Annotated in this window: 19 protein-coding genes; 7 read left to right on the top strand and 12 right to left on the bottom strand. The window is 54.3% G+C overall.

Features of this window, described 5'->3' with window-relative positions; genetic code table 11:
- Positions 1-9: 9 nt before the first annotated feature.
- The 3 genes from O1Q74_RS08135 to O1Q74_RS08125 form a co-directional block, all read right to left on the bottom strand.
- On the bottom strand, positions 10-726 hold the full coding sequence (locus tag O1Q74_RS08135) for an aspartate/glutamate racemase family protein (protein WP_271877831.1): 717 nt from the start codon (positions 724-726) through the stop codon (positions 10-12).
- Entirely contained in the window at positions 723-1,736 is a 1,014-nt protein-coding gene (locus O1Q74_RS08130; protein ID WP_271877830.1) for a D-cysteine desulfhydrase, read from the bottom strand. Before O1Q74_RS08130 ends, O1Q74_RS08135 begins: the two co-directional genes overlap by 4 nt.
- A 155-nt stretch (positions 1,737-1,891) precedes the next feature.
- Positions 1,892-2,914, bottom strand: a complete 1,023-nt coding sequence (locus tag O1Q74_RS08125) for a malate/lactate/ureidoglycolate dehydrogenase (RefSeq protein ID WP_271877829.1) — start codon at positions 2,912-2,914, stop codon at positions 1,892-1,894.
- A 318-nt stretch (positions 2,915-3,232) separates the two neighbouring features.
- Between O1Q74_RS08125 and O1Q74_RS08120 the strand changes: the two genes are divergently transcribed.
- The 4 genes from O1Q74_RS08120 (at position 3,233) to O1Q74_RS08105 (ending at position 7,231) form a co-directional block, all read left to right on the top strand.
- On the top strand, positions 3,233-4,255 hold the full coding sequence (locus O1Q74_RS08120) for an ABC transporter substrate-binding protein (RefSeq protein ID WP_271877828.1): 1,023 nt from the start codon (positions 3,233-3,235) through the stop codon (positions 4,253-4,255).
- A gap of 62 nt (positions 4,256-4,317) precedes the next feature.
- Positions 4,318-5,184, top strand: coding sequence for an ABC transporter ATP-binding protein (locus O1Q74_RS08115; protein WP_271877827.1), 867 nt, complete (start codon positions 4,318-4,320; stop codon positions 5,182-5,184).
- Positions 5,144-6,010, top strand: coding sequence for an ABC transporter permease (locus tag O1Q74_RS08110; RefSeq protein ID WP_271877826.1), 867 nt, complete (start codon positions 5,144-5,146; stop codon positions 6,008-6,010). Before O1Q74_RS08115 ends, O1Q74_RS08110 begins: the two co-directional genes overlap by 41 nt.
- 117 nt (positions 6,011-6,127) lie before the next feature.
- Positions 6,128-7,231, top strand: a complete 1,104-nt coding sequence (locus O1Q74_RS08105) for an iron-containing alcohol dehydrogenase family protein (RefSeq protein ID WP_271877825.1) — start codon at positions 6,128-6,130, stop codon at positions 7,229-7,231.
- 75 nt (positions 7,232-7,306) lie between these two features.
- On the opposite strand, the gene gltP is transcribed toward O1Q74_RS08105, so the two are convergent.
- The gene (gene gltP, locus O1Q74_RS08100) at positions 7,307-8,623 is read right to left on the bottom strand and encodes a glutamate/aspartate:proton symporter GltP (RefSeq protein WP_271877824.1); all 1,317 of its coding nucleotides are present in this window, start codon (positions 8,621-8,623) and stop codon (positions 7,307-7,309) included.
- A gap of 367 nt (positions 8,624-8,990) precedes the next feature.
- Here gltP and O1Q74_RS08095 point away from each other — a divergent pair, with 367 nt between their 5' ends.
- Entirely contained in the window at positions 8,991-9,131 is a 141-nt protein-coding gene (locus O1Q74_RS08095) for a hypothetical protein (protein ID WP_271877823.1), read from the top strand.
- On the opposite strand, the gene cbl is transcribed toward O1Q74_RS08095, so the two are convergent.
- Positions 9,119-10,072, bottom strand: coding sequence for an HTH-type transcriptional regulator Cbl (cbl, locus tag O1Q74_RS08090; protein ID WP_015839666.1), 954 nt, complete (start codon positions 10,070-10,072; stop codon positions 9,119-9,121). The two genes, O1Q74_RS08095 and cbl, sit on opposite strands and share 13 nt — an antisense overlap.
- 361 nt (positions 10,073-10,433) lie before the next feature.
- Between cbl and O1Q74_RS08085 the strand changes: the two genes are divergently transcribed.
- On the top strand, positions 10,434-11,267 hold the full coding sequence (locus O1Q74_RS08085; protein WP_271878823.1) for an AraC family transcriptional regulator: 834 nt from the start codon (positions 10,434-10,436) through the stop codon (positions 11,265-11,267).
- A gap of 99 nt (positions 11,268-11,366) precedes the next feature.
- Positions 11,367-12,356 (top strand): DMT family transporter, encoded by a 990-nt coding sequence (locus tag O1Q74_RS08080; protein ID WP_271877822.1) that lies wholly within the window; start codon positions 11,367-11,369, stop codon positions 12,354-12,356.
- A gap of 54 nt (positions 12,357-12,410) precedes the next feature.
- Here O1Q74_RS08080 and O1Q74_RS08075 read toward each other — a convergent pair whose 3' ends face one another.
- The 7 genes from O1Q74_RS08075 to O1Q74_RS08045 form a co-directional block, all read right to left on the bottom strand.
- A complete protein-coding gene (locus tag O1Q74_RS08075) occupies positions 12,411-12,908 on the bottom strand; it encodes a TlpA family protein disulfide reductase (protein WP_271877821.1) in 498 nt (165 codons plus the stop codon).
- The gene (locus tag O1Q74_RS08070; RefSeq protein ID WP_271877820.1) at positions 12,895-13,611 is read right to left on the bottom strand and encodes an ABC transporter ATP-binding protein; all 717 of its coding nucleotides are present in this window, start codon (positions 13,609-13,611) and stop codon (positions 12,895-12,897) included. The genes O1Q74_RS08075 and O1Q74_RS08070 overlap by 14 nt, the downstream gene beginning before the upstream one ends.
- A 4-nt stretch (positions 13,612-13,615) precedes the next feature.
- Positions 13,616-14,755, bottom strand: a complete 1,140-nt coding sequence (locus O1Q74_RS08065; protein WP_334311399.1) for an ABC transporter permease — start codon at positions 14,753-14,755, stop codon at positions 13,616-13,618.
- Entirely contained in the window at positions 14,745-16,034 is a 1,290-nt protein-coding gene (locus O1Q74_RS08060) for an ABC transporter permease (RefSeq protein WP_271877819.1), read from the bottom strand. Before O1Q74_RS08060 ends, O1Q74_RS08065 begins: the two co-directional genes overlap by 11 nt.
- A gap of 2 nt (positions 16,035-16,036) precedes the next feature.
- Positions 16,037-17,434 carry a Fe-S-containing protein gene (locus tag O1Q74_RS08055; RefSeq protein WP_271877818.1) on the bottom strand — a complete coding sequence of 466 codons (1,398 nt, stop codon included), beginning with the start codon at positions 17,432-17,434 and terminating at the stop codon, positions 16,037-16,039.
- 272 nt (positions 17,435-17,706) lie between these two features.
- The gene (locus tag O1Q74_RS08050; RefSeq protein WP_180743736.1) at positions 17,707-18,234 is read right to left on the bottom strand and encodes an iron transporter; all 528 of its coding nucleotides are present in this window, start codon (positions 18,232-18,234) and stop codon (positions 17,707-17,709) included.
- Between the two features lie 120 nt (positions 18,235-18,354).
- Positions 18,355-20,259, bottom strand: coding sequence for an FTR1 family iron permease (locus O1Q74_RS08045; protein ID WP_271877817.1), 1,905 nt, complete (start codon positions 20,257-20,259; stop codon positions 18,355-18,357).
- Between the last annotated feature and the right edge of the window lie 486 nt (positions 20,260-20,745).

Genomic DNA, 20,745 nt, shown 5'->3' with positions numbered 1-20,745 from the left:
AGGGTGTTTTCATTTCTGTTGCCAGATGCGCACGCAGGCCTGTGCCAGCGCGCGTGTTGGATCGATACTGATGTCACGCCAGCGTGACGACACCACCTCCAGCGCCGGAGGCACTTCCGTACAGGCCAGCACCAGACACTCTGCTCCTCGCACCACCAGCTGTTCAGCAAGCTGATCCAGTAAGCGTCCACCCTGTCGTAGCTCGCCACGTTTTACCGCATAGCACCCTGGAACAAACAGCGTCGTCATCTCCTGCTCATTCGGCACCACGGTTTCAGCCTCTAACTGCGCGGCAAAACGCTGCTGATACCACCCGGCGTTGAGCGTCCCGTGTGTCGCTATCAGACCCATCTTGTGCGGCGTTTGCTTCATCTCCAAAGACTGTGCAATGGCGTGCAGCGTGGTGTCGGCAATATGCACCAGCGGCGCATGGCTTGCCTCAGCCAGCGCGTCAAACCAATGATGCGCCGTATTGCACGGCACCACGATATGGCTGACTGATAGACAATTAAGCTGCCGGATAGCATGCAACAGCGTCGGCAACGGTGATTCACCCGTTCCTGCCAGCGCCTGTTGACGATCGGGAATCTGTGGCACATTCCAGACCACCACTGGCACATGATCTTGATCGCGGCTGGCGGGCGTTTCTTCAATGATTTTATGCAGCAAATCGACCGTTGCCAGCGGCCCCATGCCGCCCAGCACGCCAATCAGCGGTGTACTCATTGTGCCGCCGTCTGTTCGAACAGTTGACGATAGCCAAACAGCCCCGCCGAACCGCCAGTATGAATAAAGACGATGTTTTCATCGGCGCGAAAATGCCCCTGGCGAATCAGGTCGATCAGCCCTGCCATACCTTTGCCGGAATAGACCGGATCGAGCAAAATCCCTTCCAGTTGCGCCAGTAGTCTGAGCGCTTCCAGCGTGCCTTCGGTTGGAATACCGTAGCCTTTGCCGACATAGTCGCTGTTCACCTGCACTGCGCTGCGCGCCAGCTCACCCGGAATCCCCAACAGCTGCCAGGTGCGCTGCGCCAACGCGTAAACATTCTCTTCCTGCTTCTCTTTTGGCGCTCTGACGCTGATGCCTAACAGGGGAATCTGGCTGTGCGTCGCAACCAGTCCGGTAACCAACCCCGCCTGTGTTCCCGTGCTGCCTGTCGCATGAATGATATGATCGATGCGCAGGCGCTGCTGGCTGGACTGAAACAGCAATTCTTCTGCGCAGGCGACATAGCCCAGTGCACCTACCGGACTGGAACCACCACCGGGGATAACATAAGGTTTAAACCCTTCTTTACGCAGCGACGCCGCCAGCGTTTCCATCGCCTGCTGCATGTCTGTACCGGCAGGCAGGTGATCGACTATTTCACCACCAAGCAAGTTATCCAGCAGCACGTTACCGGAGCGCTGATAATCTTCACCGTAATCTTCCACACGCTTTTCCAGCAGCACTTTGGTTTTTAGCCCCAGCTTTGTCGCCGCCGCGATGGTTTGCCGAACATGGTTAGACTGTGTCGCCCCCTGCGTGATGATGACATCCGCCCCCTGCTGCTGCGCATCGGCAAGCAGGAACTCCAGCTTGCGGGTTTTATTCCCGCCCGTCGCCAGCCCTGTAGCGTCGTCGCGCTTGATATAGATTGTCGGCCCCCCCAGATAGGCAGACAGGTTCGGCAACGCCTCCAACGGCGTCGGAAAATGCCCCAGTGACAAACGGGGGAATCGGGCAAGGTGCATAATAATCTCCTGGAATACGAATGACAGGTTGAGATGACGACGTGCGGTTTGTATAAACGTGATTTCAACGTATTAAGCCGAGTGCGCCAAATACATGTCCCTCATTGGGATAAATAAAATCAGTTAAATAAATTAAAAAATAATTAATTCAGCACTCAGGCGACGTTATTCTTTAAATAAGAAAGTTGCCCCCAGCTGACATCATCGACAAAAATGCCGTTCTCCAGCCTCTGACGATAGGTTTGTTTTTCTTTATCGCCCGGCAGTAATAACGCATCGTCATCACGGGATTGGCGAACCCACGCCAATAAGGCCGGGATTTCCTGTTGATAGGTTGCTGCTCCGCCTAATTTCTGCGGATCGATTAGAATGGACAGCATACTGTTAATAATCTGCTTGCCCTCACCTTTCGCCGTACGTTCGGTTTTACCCCCCGTTAACGCCGCGCCAAGCAGAGAACAGACGAGCGAGAGCCCAGAGCCTTTATGTTCACCAAACGGCAGCAGTGCCCCCAGAGGCTGCTCCATCAGCCAGCGGGGATCCACCGTCGGGTTACCTTCGTTATCAACGATACAGCCGGGCGCTACCGATTTGCCCTCGTTCCACGCGATACGGGCCTTGTTACCCGCAATGACACTGGTGGCAAAATCCAGAATCACCGGGTCGTCATGCTCAACCGGAATGCCGGCACAGAACGGATTTGTCCCAAAACGCACCTGCTGTCCCTGCCACGGCAGCACCACCGGTTTGGTATACACGTTGGCAAAATGCAGTGACACCAGCCCGACCTCTGCGGCCTGTTCCGCCCATGCGCCGATGCGCCCCAGATGGTGAGCATTAGCTAAACTGACCACCGCCAGGCCATGCGTTTGCGCACGTGCAATGCCTTCTGTCACAGCCTGTTTTGCTACCACCTGTCCGAAGCCCTGCTGGCCGTCAAACGAGATCAGCGGGCCGAAATCCAGCGTTTTTTCCGCCTGCGCATGAGGCGACAATCCGCCCTCTCGAATCGCCTCGAGATAGCGCGGCAGCATGCTTACGCCGTGGGAATCATGTCCTTTCAGGCTGGATTCGACGAGGTTGTCCGCCACAATTGCTGCAATTGATGCGTCCACGTCATTATCCGTCAACCGGTTGCGTAAATAATCGCGTAAATAATGATGCGTAAAAACAGGCATACGTTTTCTCTATATTAGATCGCCACTTTTATTGGCTTTCACTATAACGTGATGGTTTTTATTCATAACTGAAAAATAAGACTATCCATAGTCGATATTTATCTAAAGCCGTTATTTACTTGATTTCTCGCATTCACTGCCATTTAAATCATATTCATTCTAACTTATTCCAAAAAACACTTTATCCACGACGTCACAAGAAAATAGGATGCCTTCGTTACTCAATTATTCGTGACGCGTTATTTACTGAAATAATAATTTGTCATTCCTCTTATTTTATTGCCAGTTCCTATTACTATTAATAATGAGAAAACGATAATGAACCATACAATACCCGCGAAAAAATCGACGCGTTTCGCGCGTCTTGCCGCCATGATTGGCCTGACCTTAACGGCATTTGGTGCCAGTGCGGAAGGCAGCATCAGCATTGCGCAGCAGTTTGGCATTGGTTACCTGATTCTGGATGTGGTGCGCGACCAAAATCTGATAGAGAAGCACGGCAAGCAGCAAGGTCTGGATATCAAGGTAGACTGGCGCACGCTTTCGGGGGCGACAGCAATCAACGAAGCGCTGCTGTCTGGCGCATTGGATGTCGCCTCCGCTGGCGTTCCGCCGATGCTGACCGTATGGGATCGCACTCAGGGGCGTCAGAATGTGAAAGCCATCGCCTCACTCGGTTCCATGCCCAACTATTTGCTTAGCAATAACCCGGCGGTGAAAACTATTCGCGACCTGAGCGATAAAGACCGTATCGCCGTGCCTGCCGCAGGCGTCGGCTTCCAGTCGCGCACGCTGCAAATAGAAACCGCGAAGCTCTACGGCGCGGAGGATTTCAAACGCTTCGACAAGATTTCCGTCAGCCTGCCCCATCCCGATGCCAGCGCGGCACTGATTGCCGGCGGTTCTGAAATCAACGCCCACTTCTCCAGCCCACCGTTCCAATATCAGGCGCTGGAACATGCCAATGTGCACAAAATTCTGAGCTCTTATGACGTGTTGGGCGGTCAGGCAACGTTCAACGTGCTCTATACCACGCAGAAATTCCATGATGAGAATCCGAAAACCTACCGCGCCTTCTATGAAGCCCTGAAGGAAGCCTCGCAGATCATCAAAGCTGATAAAGCCGCAGCGGCTGAAACCTATATTCGGGTCGAGAAATCGAAGCTGGATCCTGAACTGGTGAAACGCATCGTCGCCGATCCCGAGATCGACTTCACGATTACTCCAGAGCGCACCTATGTTTATGCCGAAAAGCTGCAACAGCTTGGCGTGCTGAAAAACAAACCCACCTCCTGGAAAGACTATTTCTTTGCTGAAATCCACGACCAGCCGGGCAGCTAAGTTAAGCGGCCAGACTCTGGCTCATTCGACGATATCCCTCGTCGCTACGCAGGAGAATAAGCATGACACACGACTCCCCGGATACAGTCACCCAACCGCTGTTGCAGGTTGACGGCGTCGGGTTGGAATACCGGACGCGGCGCAGTCTGGTACGCGCCACTCATGATGTAAGTTTTGACGTCTTTCCCGCCGAGCGCTTTGTGCTATTAGGGCCTTCCGGCTGCGGGAAATCCAGCCTGCTCAAATCTATCGGCGGCTTTCTGTCACCGATAGACGGCGAAATCCGCCTTGACGGCCAGCCCGTCACACGTCCTGGCCCGGATCGCATCATGGTCTTTCAGGAATTTGACCAGTTACCACCGTGGAAAACCGTGCTGGAAAATACGCTGTTTCCGCTGGTTGCCAGCCGTCAGGCGACGCGCGCCGAGGCAGAAGAACGCGCCCGCTATTTTCTCAATAAGGTTGGGCTGGCGAAATTTGCCGATGCCTATCCGCACACCTTATCCGGCGGAATGAAGCAGCGTGTCGCCATCGCACGGGCGCTCACCATGCAGCCAAAAGTGCTGCTGATGGATGAGCCGTTCGCCGCGCTGGATGCGCTGACTCGCCGCAAAATGCAGGAAGAGCTGCTGGCGCTGTGGGAAGAGGTGCGCTTCACGCTGCTGTTCGTCACTCACTCGATTGAAGAGGCGCTCATCGTCGGCAACCGGATTTTACTGCTCTCACCACATCCAGGTCGCGTTCGGGCGGAAATCAACTGCCATCAGTTTGCGCTGAACGATCAGGGCAGCGAAGCCTTTCAAGCCACCGCACAGCGTATTCATCATCTTCTTTTTCCAACGGATGTCGATGCGCCTTCACCCGTTATCTCCACACAAGGTCAACGTTATGAGCATCCAACCCCCCGTGCGGCCCGAGTATCAGCGTGAACTGGCACCGCTGAAAGATTTTACCCTTACTCAGCCTCTGCCGCTGACAACACGCCTGTGGAACCAGACCTGGCTGCGCAAATTGGTGCTGCTGGCTGGGCTGCTTATTCTGTGGGAGTTCGCCGCACGCTGGCAAAACAACGATCTGATGCTGCCCGGTTTCCTGCAAACTTTTCAGGCTTTTCGCAGCGATATCGCCAGCGGCGAACTGCCGCATAAGATGGTGGTTTCACTCGGTACGCTGTTGAAAGGCTATGTCATCGGCAGCCTGCTGGCCTTGGCGCTCAGCGCGTTGGCGGTTTCCACTCGTTTTGGGCGAGACCTCTTGGGCACATTAACCTCCATGTTCAACCCGCTGCCCGCGATTGCATTATTGCCGCTGGCGCTGCTGTGGTTTGGTCTGGGAGAGAAGAGTCTGGTATTTGTTCTCATTCACTCTGTGATGTGGCCGATGGCGCTGAATACCTATTCTGGCTTTCTCGGCGTCTCGGAAACGCTGCGTATGGCGGGTCGTAACTACGGCCTGACTGGCTTTCGCTACATCAATGCCATTCTGATTCCTGCCGCGCTGCCGTCGATCATCTCCGGGCTGAAGATCGGCTGGGCCTTTGCCTGGCGCACCCTGATCGCCGCTGAGCTGGTCTTCGGTGCATCCAGCGGCAATGGCGGTTTGGGGTGGTACATCTTCCAGAACCGTAACGAGCTTTACACCGACCGCGTTTTCGCCGGTCTGGCTTCCGTCATCATTATCGGGCTGCTGGTCGAAGGGCTGGTATTTTCCACTATCGAACGCGTCACGGTGAAACGCTGGGGAATGCAGCGCTAGACCTCATTCTGGTTATGCGGAATCTGCCCATTCATAGCCAGAATTATTCTTTTGCGGCGTTCTCTATCGCTGTTACAACTGATTTATCTTTTCCCACAGAGATGAGAGATCGCGACCATGATTGCAATACACGCGCCACAAACCTATCTGAATCGTGATGGCGTCATTCGTTCTGTCGGCGAATATGCAGCCCCTTACGCCAGCACAATACTGATTATTACCAGTCCACAGGCATGGAAAACGACGGCGGATGCTGTCGAACGCAGCCTCAATGAGCACGGCTTGCGCTACCAGGTCGAATTTTTGCCGGGTGATTGCACCAAACCCGCGATCGAGGCGCTGACCGCACAGGCACGCGCCTTCAACGCAGAACTGATTTTAGGCATTGGCGGCGGGCGTGTGCTGGATGTCGCCAAAGCCGTCGGCGACATTGTGGGACAGTTGCCCGTCATCGCCGTACCCACCATTGCCGCTACCTGCGCCGCCTGGTCACCGATCAGCGTGATATACAGCGACAGCGGTGCGCACAACGGCCCCTTTCCGCTGACGCGCTTACCGGTGTGGGTACTGGTGGACAGCGAGATCATCGCTCACAGCCCTTCGCGTTATCTCAAAGCCGGTATCGTGGATGCGCTGGCGAAGTGGTATGAATTCCAACCTTATTTGCGCCACGGCGATGACGGGCTGGCATTAGCGCTTAAAGCACAGGCGGCGAAACTGGCTGTGGAAACATTTAATACGTATGGCGAACAGGCTATCGCGGATAACGAGCAAGGTCTGATCACGCCGGCGCTGCGCCGTGTGATCGATGCCGTTATCGCGCTGGTAGGGGTCGCGAACAGTATGAAAGATGAGGTGCCGCGTATCGGCGTCGCACATGCTATTCACAACAGCATGACGCGCCTGCCGGAACTGCACGACTGGCTGCATGGTGAGAAAGTAGGTTTTGGTCTGGCCGTACAGGCTTTTCTGGAACACGATAACGATGCCGACCGCGAAGAACTCTTCGCCCAACTGCGTCGCTACGGCAGTCCGATAACGCTAAGCGCTCTCGGTCTGAACGAACGCCCACAGCTAGTGGAAAACATCGCGCAGCACGTGAAAATTGCACCGAAAATTGCCTCACGGCTGCCTTTCGCCACAGATGCCGAACGAATCCAACAGGCGCTGTGGCGCACACAAACGTTAGAAGCGGGTGTGATAAATAGCCACGCGGCCTAGTTGATAATCACCCTTCAAAATGGAAACGGGTGCATCGAATAAACGATGCACCCGTTTCTCTTTTTCTTTCCGGGACTATCCCTGCTGGGCAGGCTGCGTACTGATTCCCTTTATTTCGCGCTCGTAGGCCTGCGCTTTTTTCTCATCAAACTGGTGTTCCCACTTGGCGATGACCAGCACCGCCAGCGCATTTCCCACTACGTTCAGCGCGGTACGCGCCATATCGAGGATACGGTCAACGCCCGCAATGAACGCCAGACCTTCCAGTGGAATACCAACGCTGCCCAACGTAGCCAGCAGCACGACAAATGACACGCCCGGTACGCCAGCAATGCCTTTGGACGTCAGCATCAGCGTCAGCACCAGCACGATTTCCTGCCCAATCGACAGCTCAATACCGTACAGTTGCGCGATGAAGATCGCCGCAATACTCTGGTACAGCGTAGAACCATCAAGGTTAAAGGAGTAACCGGTCGGCACCACGAAGCTGGTAATCGACTTCGGCGCGCCATAGGCCTCCATCTTTTCAATGATGCGCGGCAACACGGTTTCAGAGCTGGCGGTGGAGTACGCGAGAATCAGCTCATCTTTCAGTATGCGGATCAGCATCGTAACACGCAGCTTACACAACCGCGCGACGATGCCGAGCACCACCAGCGCGAAGAAGAAAATCGCGGCATACACCAGCATCACCAGCTTGGCTAACGGCCACAGCGACGCAAAACCGAAGTTGGCAACCGTGACGGAAATCAGCGCAAACACCCCAACCGGTGCGTAGCGCATAATCATGTGGGTCACCTTGAACATCGTTTCCGACACGCCGCGGAAGACGTTCAGCAGCGGGTCACGATGCTCTTTCGGCAACGAAGAAAGCCCCAGACCAAACAGCACGGAGAAGAAAATAATCGGCAGCATGTCACCATGAGTCATCGCCGCGAAGATATTCGGCGGGATCAGCGACAGTACCGTCCCCACCAAACTGTGCGAGCCGCTCTGCACCTGCTCGGTGGTCTTTTGATACTGCGAGATATCCACGGCGGTCAGCGTCGACATGTCGATACCGTGACCCGGCTGGAAGATATTCGCCAGCGTGATACCCAGGATAATCGCCACCGTGGTGATGATTTCAAAATAGAGGATGGTTTTAAAGCCGATTCGTCCGAGCTTTTTGGCATCCCCTACGCCCGCAATCCCGACAATCAACGTGGCGATCACAATCGGGACAACGATCATTTTAATCAGGCGGATAAAGATGTCGCCGGCAGGACTAAGAATATTGCTAATGAGCCACTGGCGGCTTTCTTGCTGTTCATGCAGCACGGCACCGAGTGCAATACCCAGTACCAACGCGATAAGGATTTGCCAGGCAAGGCTGATTTTTTGTGTTTTCATCGTCATTTTCCGTTTTAAACTCCCCGCCATGACGAACATGGCGCTAGCGCGACTCCGGCGCACTGCGAACCGAAAAAATCAACGTGGAGGTAACTGACTATTGAGAAAGATGTCTGATGAATTACCCCGTCATACGTCAAGCTGCATGCGCACTATTCAAAACGCACACGTTTTGTCCTGCCACTCGGACTATTTAGGGTAAACTTTCTATTGCGATACAAAAATCGTTAACATAATTATTCAATAAAAACGCACAAGTATTTGTATCACTTAACAAAAATTCAGACATAAGTTGTTGTTATGTCTGGAATACTACTATTGCAGCACGATCAGATCAAGCAGATTGTCGGCACGATAAGCCATATTTATGCTGAATCGAACACAGAAAATGGCGGACGCCGCGGTACAAAAAATCGCAACGACATCGAAAGGGAAAACCCTGCCCAGTCAGAAAAAACGCTGGCTGGGCATCGGGTTAGGAAACGATGCTGTTACTCAGATTTGGTAATCAATCACCGCTTCATCGTTATCCGAGAACACCTTATCTTTAATCTCATCCAGTGACAGTTCCGTGTTACACAGCTGAATAAATTTCCAGGCATAGTTACGCTGTAACTGACCCTTTTTTAACCCCAGCCAGACGGTATTCGCTTCAAACAAATGCTCGGCATTTAACCGCACCAACCCGGTATCGCGCGCGGGATCGTACGACATATCGGCCACAATCCCGACGCCGAGCCCCAGCTCAACATAGGTTTTAATCACATCCGAATCCTGCGCGCTCAACGTAATATCCGGCGACATCCCCACCGCCTGAAACGCACGATCCAAACGCGAGCGACCGGTAATTCCCTGACGATAGGTAATCAACGGCTCCGCATTGAGCATCTCTAGCGTAATAACCCGTTCCTGCGTCAGCGGGTGATCCTCCGGCACAATGACCGAATGGTGCCAACGATAATAGGAGAACGCTGCCAGCGAGGGATCGTTAATCAATTGCTCACTGGCAATACCGATATCCGCTTCACCGGAATGGAGCATCGCCACGATCTCATCCGGCGTGCCCTGATTCAGCACCAGACGCACCTGCGGATACAGCGAACGGAAGGCTTTAATCACCGGCGGCAGGCTGTAGCGCGCCTGCGTATGCGTGGTCGCGATGACCAACTGGCCGGTATCGTTATTGGTGAAAACATTCGCCAGCCGCCGGATATTGCTGGCGTCATTCAGAATGCGCTCCGCCACGACCAGCAGCTCTTTTCCCGGTTCGGTCATACCTAACAGACGTTTGCCACGTCGGATGAAGATTTCAATCCCCAGCTCTTCTTCCAGCTCGCGGATATGTCGGCTCACGCCGGATTGAGAGGTAAACAGCGTATTCGCCACCTCGGTCAGGTTGTAATTGCACCGTGCTGATTCACGAATAATCTTCAGTTGCTGAAAGTTCACCTTTCACTCCCTTGTCCTTTATTACAGATAGCAATATTGATGCAAGTAATGAGAGCCAGAACAAATAAGCAAATGGAGTTGATTATATTTTTTTATACTAACGGTATGTCTACCGCACTATCTTACCTAACAAGGAATAGACATAAATTTTAAAATCAAACAGTTAGATGAAGTCGTTTTTGTCACTCGCGTGCCATCAATCAACCATTTCGCTATGATTTATGCCTTTCTGATCTATTTATCCCCGCGTTTTTATTCCCTGTTTTCACACTTTCCGTACCTGCTAAATAAGACGCACCACTTCAAGCTGATGTGCTATCGCTGCTATGATGGAAATCAGAATGAGAGACAAGGTGACAGCATGCAGGGCGTACCGGAACAGTTTACCGATGAAAGAGACTATGCCCAGTTCCGGCATTTGCCGACGCTGCCCGGCATTGAGCTTTACCACGCGCATATCTGCCGTTATGCCTTTGAGCCGCACACGCATGAGGCGTTTGGCATTGGCACCATTGACGACGGCGCAGAGCAATTCCGCTATCGTGGCGCCAAGCATATTGCGCCTGTCGATTCACTCGTGTTGATGAACCCTGATGAACTACACACGGGGGAATCCGCGACGGAAGACGGCTGGCGCTATCGTATGATCTACATCCCACCCGATGTGCTGGAGAACGTCTCCGGTGAGAAAGGCTGGTGGTTTACCGATGTCGTGCGCCACGATCCCGCAACGGCACGTCAGTTGGCGATGACGCTGGCCGCGATGTGGCAGACAACCGACCCGTTAGCGAGTGAAAGCCTGCTGCTGTCGTTGATTGAACTTTTCCGACCACACGCGCACATCGCGCAACGCCAGATGATTGAACCGCTGCACCGCTTTGATGTAGTGAAAGCCTATCTGCGGGAAAACTTCGCTCATCCCGTTACCTTAAAAGATCTGGCGGCGCTGGTGTCCCTGAGTCCGTACCATTTCCTGCGCCAGTTCAAAGCCCAGTTTCACGTCACACCGCACCAAATGCTGATGGCGATTCGCCTATATGAAGCCAAACAGATGCTGACGCGTGGTATGCCGGCTGCCCATGTCGCCATCGCCGTCGGGCTAACCGATCAGGCACATCTGACCCGCACCTTCGCTCAGCGCTATGGCGTCACGCCCATTCGCTACCAAAAGCAGGTGTATCCGGTTAGGCGCTAACCTCCACCCTCGGATAATAAACAGCAATATCCTACAATAATTTGCCGCCGACTCTCCCTAGACTGGCGCGATGCACTATTGTGAACAAACGGGTTTATTATGTTAATCGGTGTTTTATTTGCGCTTGCCGCCGGGCTCATGTGGGGGCTAATTTTCGTTGGGCCGTTGATCGTACCAGACTACTCTGCTGCCTTGCAGTCCACCGGACGCTATCTGGCCTTTGGACTGATTGCCTTACCGCTGGCGTGGCTCGATCGCCGTCGTCTGCGCCAGTTAACCCGCCGCGACTGGCTGGAAGCCACGAAGCTCACGGTTATCGGTAATCTGCTGTACTACTTCCTGCTCACCAGCGCCATCCAGCGTACTGGTGCGCCGATTTCGACGATGATTATCGGCACCCTTCCCGTGGTGATTTCCGTTACCGCCAACGTGTTGTACAGCAAGCATGATGGCCGCGTGGCCTGGCGTCGACTACTACCCTCGCTGCTGATGATTGCGGCCGGTCTGATCTGTGTCAACATTGCGGAACTGAAAGGAACGACCGTTGAATTCGATTTATGGCGTTATGCCAGCGGCATTGCGATGGCATTTTGCGCGGTCATTTGCTGGACCTGGTATCCGCTGCGCAACGCCCGCTGGCTGCGCGACCACAAAGGCAATACGCCAACCACCTGGGCCACGGCGCAAGGGCTGGTCACGCTACCGCTGGCGCTGTTGGGTTATCTGCTGGTGTGCGTCCATCTGGCGCTAACGGACAGTACCTTTACGCAGCCGTTCGGCCCGCGACCTGAAGTTTTTATTCCGCTGATGATTGCGATTGGGCTGTTTTGCTCATGGATCGGTACGCTGTGCTGGAATGAAGCCAGCCAGCGCCTGCCGACGGTGCTGGTAGGGCCGCTGATTGTGTTTGAAACGCTGGCGGGGCTGACTTATGCCTTCATCATCCGACAATCCTGGCCGCCGCTGTTGACGCTCTGTGGCATCACCTGCCTGATTGTCGGGGTGATTTACGCCATGCGGGTGAAACCGGAACCTGTCGTTGTGAAAAAATCAACAGTGGTAGCAGTCCCGGTTTCACGGGCAGAGTAAAGGCACACCGTGGCTATCGTGAAAAAACGGTGTGAAAATCGGGGCAGCCGGTCTTTATGTCCGGCTTGCCAGCTTCTGAAACAGCGCAGTGAGTTGTGCTTCATCCCTCGCGCCCTGATGCAGATCGGTTACCTTGCCGCTGGCATCAATAATAAATGAGGTCGGCGTACCGCTAACCTGATAGCGCTCTTTGGTAATGCCCAACTGATCGCGCACCACCGGATAGGTCACATTATGGTGCGCCAGCATTGAGGTGATATCCACACCGTCAGGATCGGTATTAACCGCAACCACCACGACTTTATCGCCATACTCTTGGCTCAGCTTCTCCAACGCGCCCATTTCCACCATGCAGCCGCCGCAGCCCGATGACCAGAAATTCAGGTACACGCTTTTCCCCTGCCAGCGCGACAGATCCACCTGCTGGCCGGCTAAATCGTAGGCCGCCAGAGCCGGTGCCTGTGCCCCGACGCTCACCTGTTCTTCCTTGCAACCAGTCAGCGCCATTGCCCCCAGCAGACAGAGTGCGGTAATTCCGTTACGCCATTTCATGATGATTCACCTCTTCACCAAAATACTTGCCGTGTTGCAGGCGGATAATACGGTCAGCAAACCGCCCCAGCTCAGGATTGTGCGTCACCATCACGATAGTGCGCCCCTGCCGATGCAGATCTTGCAGCAGATCCAGCACCCGCCGTTCGTTCTCTTCATCCAGATTTCCCGTCGGTTCATCGGCGAAAATCACGGGAGGTTCGTTCACCAACGCGCGGGCGATACACACGCGCTGCTGTTCACCGCCGGAAAGCTGGCTCGGTAAGTGATTCACTCGATGCGCCAGACCAACCTGCTCCAGCACGCGCTGCGCCGCCGCTTCATCCACCACGCTGTGGTAATGCTGCGCCAGCATCACGTTCTCCAACGCGGTCAAAAACGGAATCAGGTGGAACTGCTGAAAGACCAACCCAATCTTGTCGGCACGAAACCGGCGTCGTCCTTCCTCGTCGAGCGCCGCAGCGTCCACACCATCCAGCAATACCTGCCCTTCGCTCACCGTATCCAGACAGGTGAGAATATTCATCAGCGTGGTTTTACCCGAACCGGACGCGCCCATGATGGCGACAAACTCACCGCGCCCAATACGGATATTGATGTTTTCCAACGCGGTAACCTGACCAAAGCGTTTATAGAGCTGGCGAGTTTCAATCACCGCCTCCGCTGCCTGCGCCCTTTCTTGCACGTTCACCTCTACAGACATCGACCTACTCTCCTTTCAAGACTTTGGCCGGCTCGACATAAATCGCTCGCCGTGTGGGAACCACCGCCGCCACAGCAGCAACCAGCAAAGATAGCCCCAGCGTGAGCGGGAACACGGGCAAACGCAGGGAAATGGTCGCGTTGAATACCGCCATCCCCAACACCTGTGCCAGCAGATACCCCAGAATCGAGCCGCATACCACGGCCGCCAGCGCGATAATGCCGGTTTCCGCCAGCATCTGCCGGATGATATCTCGCCCGCTCGCGCCCAGCGCCTTCTGTAGCGCAAATTCGCGCGCACGTTCGCCGACAATCGCCATCAGCGTGGTATTCACGCAAAGGGAAGACAGCACGAGGATCACCACCGATACCAGCCCCATCAACCCTTTGATTTTATTCAGCACCTGGCCTTCCGATGCCGACACTTTCAGAATCGGGCGAATCTCCAACTGCGGATATTGCTGTTGGAGTTGGGCGGCGAAGCGATCCACCTGCCCCAGATCGTTACTGACACTCAACAGGGCATTACTGATCGCGCCTTCTTTATCCAGCCACTTTTGCGCCAGCTCCAGATTCACGATCAGCATGTTGTCCGTCGCATCGCCGGATTCCACGATACCCTTGATCTGCAACCGCTGTTTCCCGCCATCCCCCACCAGCGTGATGCTGTCGCCGACCTTGACGTTCAGTCGCTCCGCCAGCTTCACCCCGATCATCGCATTGCGGTCATCGAAACTCACGCCAATCCAGTTACCCGTGACCTGCCAGTACGGTGCCAACTGTCTCAGCGATTCAAACCACACGCCCATCAGCACCACTTTTTCCAGCTCCGTACGTGCCATGCCGTACAGATAAGGGCTGGATGCATTAATCAACCCAGCGGGTGCGTTGTCGATAATCGGCTGAAACGTACTCTGTGGAATCGTATTGCCCCGCGCCGGACCGATGTAAAAATTCGCGCCGAAGGTACGCAGTTCCTGACTCATTTTGGCGTTGATATCAAAATAGACGGCGGACATCGCCGTCACAATCGCTGCCCCAACCATCAGCGCCGCAAACACCACACTGACGCGCTGCATACGCAACCGCAGCGCGCGGAATACCAGCCGCCAGAACATGCTGTTCATCCAGCCGTTAGCGCCCATACAACACCTCCACCGGATATAGCCCGGCAATCCGGCGCGCCGGGAACCACGTCCCGATGATGGCAATCAACACCGAGATCACCAGTACGCAGGGAATCACGATCCACGCGAAGCTCAACGGTACGCCGAACAGCATCAGGCCAATCGCTTTCGCCAGCCCCCAGCCGGCGACGCAGCCCGCAATCCCACCAAGCAACCCGCTCAGCGCCGCTTCGAGATAAAACAGCAGCATGATCTGCCACTGGCGGGCACCCAGCGCTTTCATCAGCCCGATCTCTTTGGCACGTTCCATAATCGTGCTGGTCATCAGCGAGGCGATTCCCATCGCAGAAGCGACCAGCGCGGCAAACGTCACCACCGCCAGAAGCAGTTGGATCTTGTCGATCACCACGCCTTCCGAGGCAGCAACCTGCCAGATAGGACGCACCACCGAGCCGGAAATCGCTTCTTCCAACTGGTGCGCTATTGAAGAGACATACGCGGTACAGTACCAGAGGTCATATTCTTCGGCATTCAGCGCTTCCAGATTTTCCCGCGCCCGACGCGACAGTTCGTTTTCCGGCACGGTGAGCGCCGATACGCGAATCGCCTGAATTTTACCCGTTAGCCCCAGCAGCGATTGCACCGTTGCCAACGGCATGACCAGACGGCTTTCTTCATCACCACCGCTGCTCAGAATGCCGCTCACCTCTACCGTTGCATCCCCTTTTGCGCCGTGCAGCGCGAGTTTATCCCCGACTTTCCAGCCCATTTGCGCCGCCAGCTGTTTTCCCACCAGCGCCTGTGCCACATGTTCCGCCGTCATCGGTTCCTGTGGCCATTGCCCCGCCACCTGCCAGTAAGGGCTAACGGTCATTTGCCCTGTGCGATAGTCTTCCTCATCCGGCACCGCGACAGGCTGAGAAAAGAAGGTGCCCAGCACGGCAATCGGCTGACCATTGATTTCAACATCACCGCTCAACAGCGGCGCAAAACCGACAATGTTATTGCGCCAGAAAATATCTTTAATGTTCGGCAACTCGGCTTCATCAAGGAAATCCTGTCCTTCCAGCGGATTACTGCGTTCGCCAAACAGCGCTGGCAGCGCCGCTTGCCCTGCTGGCTCAATCAAAATATTCGCGCCGTAGGACTTCAGCTCACGCGCCATTTTGTCGCCGATGTCGATGGATACCGCCAGCAGCGCGGAGATCAACCCCGCCGCCAAAAACACGGTCAGCACCGCCAGCGATTTACGCCGGATATTTCTGCGCCAGGACTGACGTAACAGTCGCCACAGCATGATTATTCCCCCTCAGCCTGCTCGTCAGCCGTCGCTTTGGCGGTGGCGAATTTTGCGGGACTTTCGCGGAAGCGGTTATAGTTGGCCTCCGACGAGAAGAAGTACGTTTTACCGCCGTAGCGATATTTATGTTCCGCGTTCACGTTGGTCAGTTTGGAACCATCAACCGGATCGATGACGTCCATCGACACCACCGTCGAGAAGTAATTCGTGCCTGCCGCCAGTGATGCTCGTCCAATCACCAGTTCATTATCGTCGTTGCTCCACCCTTCAATCGGCACCGGATTACAGCCCCCCGCCTTACCGATAGAAGGAATGAAAATATGCACGCCGCAGGCGACACAAATCACCTGATTACCTTCCATCACATAGCCCTGATCGCCGCACAGCAGGCAGGCATCAAACACCACGCCTAAGCGCAAACGATCGGGATAGCGGTTAATGATGAAAAAGCGTACAGCCTTGCCGTCATCGGCAATCCATACAAAACGATGTAGCTTGCCATCACGCACCTGTTCAATCGGAATATGTACTTTACCATCCGCCGCCAGCGTCACCGGCTGAGCTTCCGACAGACGAGGCGGCTGTGATGCAACTTTGTCCCAATAGAGCTGTGCCACCACCACCACCAGCAGCGCCGCGACGGTTGACAGCAGCGTACGACGCACCGTGAGATAGCCCGCGGTGGCTTTACGCTTTTCAATCGCTTCATGCTCAACCAGCATCTGGCGACGCGCATGCAGCAGCGGCCAAACCAGTCCGGCAGCCAACACCGCCATAAACAACGCGCTGAGGTAATTGAGTAAATACGCGCTGTTAGTCACGTGCGCCACATAACTCAGGCGTGGCTTGGTCAGCCCCAGCACCTGTAATTTCATCAACAGCAGCAGTAGGTTGCCGCTTATCGGCAGCAGCAGAAGTACAACCAGCAGCGTAAGAAGCGGCCAGCGCAGTAAGCGAATGCGGCGCACGATCATGCCGCACAGCGCGGCACAGAACACCAGCCAGCCAAACGCCAGCACCACGGCGCTAAAATTCAGTAGCAGATCGGTATTCACCACATGGGTGGTCGTCAGCGCGGTCAGATTGGGATCGCTGCCCCAATGCACCGCCGCTCCCGCCACCAGCAGCGCCTGCCACAGGTAGCCAAGACGCGGGTGGGAAAAACACTGACAGACCAGAAACAGGATCAAGGCAAGAGCCTGAAGCGCCGTAAAGCCCAGCAGAAACGCCTGTCCGTTAGGAAAATGCACGCCAATAAACGTACCGGCGAACAGCGCCAGCAGCGTGATCCAGCCCAGCGGCCTGATTGTCGGCGTAGAACGATGGCTCCAGTTCAACCCCAGCAAGAGCGCTATCGGCAGGAAGGATTGGAGGGTCGTGATAAAGAAATAACTCATATTCTCGTCATACTTCAAGTTGCATGTGCGTTGGCTGCGCTACTCGGCGCACTCACGTGTGCCTCGCCCCCTTGGGGCCGCTGCAAGCAGCGTTCAAACCTGCCTCTGGCAGATTTGTCAGTCGCCCGAATCACTGACCAGAAGTGCATTAGCTGAGCGTGATGCCGGGTGGCATCAGTGCCCTGACCGAAAGATCACCGCCTCTACAGGATCAATAACATCCCCGCAGAGGCGTGAACATGACCGCGACAGAACATCGCGGACAGAAGACCTTATTCTAAGCCGACGTATTTAAAGTCAAAGCTGACATCAAACGGTTTCCACCAGCGGCCGACACCCGTTTCGCCATCGGTGTGACGGTGCATACCGGCTTTTGATGGCGGTTCGATGTGGTAGGTCACTTTGTAGTTGCCCACGCCCATCATTTTGATGTTCGCACCGTAGTGCGGGCCATCGCTGGCAACCATTGGCATGAAGGTGCCTTCCTGCTTCGCACCGGTATCGGTGTTGGTCAGGGTGTACGCAATGGTCAGGAACGGCATCCACTCACCCGCGCCGAAACCATTCTTGTTACCTTCAGCAGCGTGAATATCGGCTTCCAGATGGATATCCGCTTTCGCAGCAGGCAGCCCCATTCCACGTGGTTCCATGTCGATAGGCTGCAGATAAACGGCAGCAATTTCCATTTCGTTCATGGAAACCGGCTCACCCGCTGGATATTCTTTAAACGCCAGCGCGGCAGGCGCGGTGAAAATACCGGCAATAACGGCACCCGCGATCAGACTTTTTTGCATATTCATCAAACCCATCCTCATCTCAGTCGTCCCTACTCACTTAATTCGCTAAGCGATTGGGGTTGTTATGGTTATTTTCTGCTCTTATTGCTTTCAGTATTACATTACCGTCGGATGCTTTCTTTATCAGACGGCAGACGCTCTACGTTGCATCACCCACAGGGCGATTAACGCCGCGACAACCAGTACACCCTGTGGAATCAGCGTTTCCACATAAGGATAAATGCCCAGCCAACTGATCTCCGGTACGCCGGTCAACAGCGTCGGCTCAAATAGTTTTCCTTCGATCAGTTCCAACACGCCCTTACCCGCAAACACAAACGCCATCAGGTACATAAAGCAGCCGGTAAACATAAAGAACGGCTTCAGCGGCAGTTTGACGATGGTGTAACGCATCAGGAGATAAGCGATAAACAGAATCACACAGCCGATGGCAAACCCGGCCAGAATAGAGAGGTGCCCTGCCATATTGCTGGCATCGCCGACCAGCGCGTAATAGAACAGTACGGTTTCCGCGCCTTCGCGGTACACCGCCAGAAAGCTGGTCAGCCACAGGCCGATCATGGAACCGCTGCTCAGCGAATGGGACAGCTTGCCTTCCAGATAGGCCTTCCAGTGTCGCGCCTCAACTTTGGACAACAGCCAGTAGCTCATGAAGAACAGCATCACCACGGCGATCAGCATCGTAATGCCTTCCAGCAACTCACGGCTGGCACCGGAATTAGTGAACACAAGCTGGAAGATGACAGCGGTAATCACGCTACACAGCAGCGCGACATAAACCGACTGGCGAATCAGCGGCAGTTTGTCCTGCTGATTGTTTTTCACCAGATAGGCCACGATCGCCGCCACAATCAGCAAGGCTTCCAGACCTTCGCGCACAATAATCAGCAAACTGTAGATCAACAGACTCCAGTGCGTTTCATCACCATCGCCCAGCATGGTGACCGCCTTCGCCAATTCCTGTTGCAACGCATCGGCTTGCCCTTGCAGTTGCTCAACTGGCTGCCTGGCGTTCATCAGGCTTACCAGACGAGTGAAATACCCTTCCAGCGTAGATTTGAACGCCGCATCACGAGAACCAATTTTGTTCTCCATGCCGGTGGCTTCAAACAGATCGAAATAGGTGTCCTGCACTGCCATGATGGCGGGTTTGACCTGGCCCTGACGGTACTGCGCAATCGCGGCAGCAATGGCCTGATTGATATCATCAGAAATTTTCGCCCAGTTGGCATCCGGTACGGCACTCGTATCGGCATTCGCGGCAGGCGTTGCCGTCGCCTGCTGGCTGTCGCGCGTAGTCGGCAATCCCGGTAAGACATCTTCGATGTCCTGTAACAGCGTAGTCACCCGATAGGCGACGTCCGTCAGTTGATCGGGCTGACCAGCTAGCGTAATCAGTGCGGAGAATTGTTGATTAATGGAAGCAGCCTGCTGCGCCGAGCGATTCTGCCTGACCGACATCTCCATTTCAGAGTTTTTAAACCCCTGATAGTGCGCCTGCTGCACGCTCTGGCTGGCCTTTTTGTAATCACCAGCCTGATATTCAGTCACGGCCTGCGCGAGCTGGTCATCGATGATTTTAAAACTCTGCTGCCAGTACGGTGCGATGTCGGTGTTGTCATAGGCACCGTGCTGCTCCTGTGCAACCAGCTTGTGCCCTTCCGACAACACGGGCAGCACGGCATCCAGCTCGCCTTTCAGCCATGATATCTTTGCCTGTACCTCGGCCTGCGGCTTTCCTTCGCCAATCATGCGGCGAATTTCACCGAATGTGGCTTCCAGTTGATAGCTTTTTTGTGCGGAAATGTTGATGCGGATAGGACCTTCGAGGTTTTCAAACACCTCGAAATAGGCCATCTGAACTTCGGTGCGGGCATCATCCGGCTTGTGCTGCTCATAGAGCTGCGCCGTTTTATCCAGCCGGGTTTCGATATCCTGAATAAATGAAGCGTAATCGGTCGCGGCAACTGCCGCTGAACAACTAAACAGCCAACACAACAACAGAAGCGTTTTTTGCCAGATAGACATAAGCGAGTGATGAAGCACAAATGATATTTATTCTTATTATCACTTTGAAGTCACGATCTGTCTTGATTTACGTCACGAAAATATCAGCAATAAAGACTTTAGTTTGTAACAAATAATTTCAACACTGCCTTGATGCCCAAAAAACCATCACCTTCTCATAATCCCAGAATAATACGGTTTTTTTGATCGCAAAAACCGCAAAACACTCCATAAAAAATAAAGCAATAAATATGCCAAAAACAGTAAAAAACCACCTTCCCGCTAGAGACCCCCATCTTAAAATAGCATTTCTTTACACTAACAAAGTCAAGTTTACAGAGAGAAATGCCATTTTCCCTCTGTAATCCAAAGCATTACATGCGTCACGAGTCGCGCTTTTCACCACCCTGTTCGGGCGGTTAACCATAGCATTCAAATAAACCTGGCATTCGGGCGATAACCAGAGACCAACAGAACCCGACGGCGTCTTTCCGCCCGGTTCATCGC

It is taken from the genome of Pectobacterium sp. A5351 (assembly GCF_028335745.1).
Taxonomy (GTDB): Bacteria; Pseudomonadota; Gammaproteobacteria; order Enterobacterales; family Enterobacteriaceae; genus Pectobacterium.
Note: the sequence above shows the minus strand (reverse complement) of the source record. Positions and strands in the feature narration are given on the sequence as shown.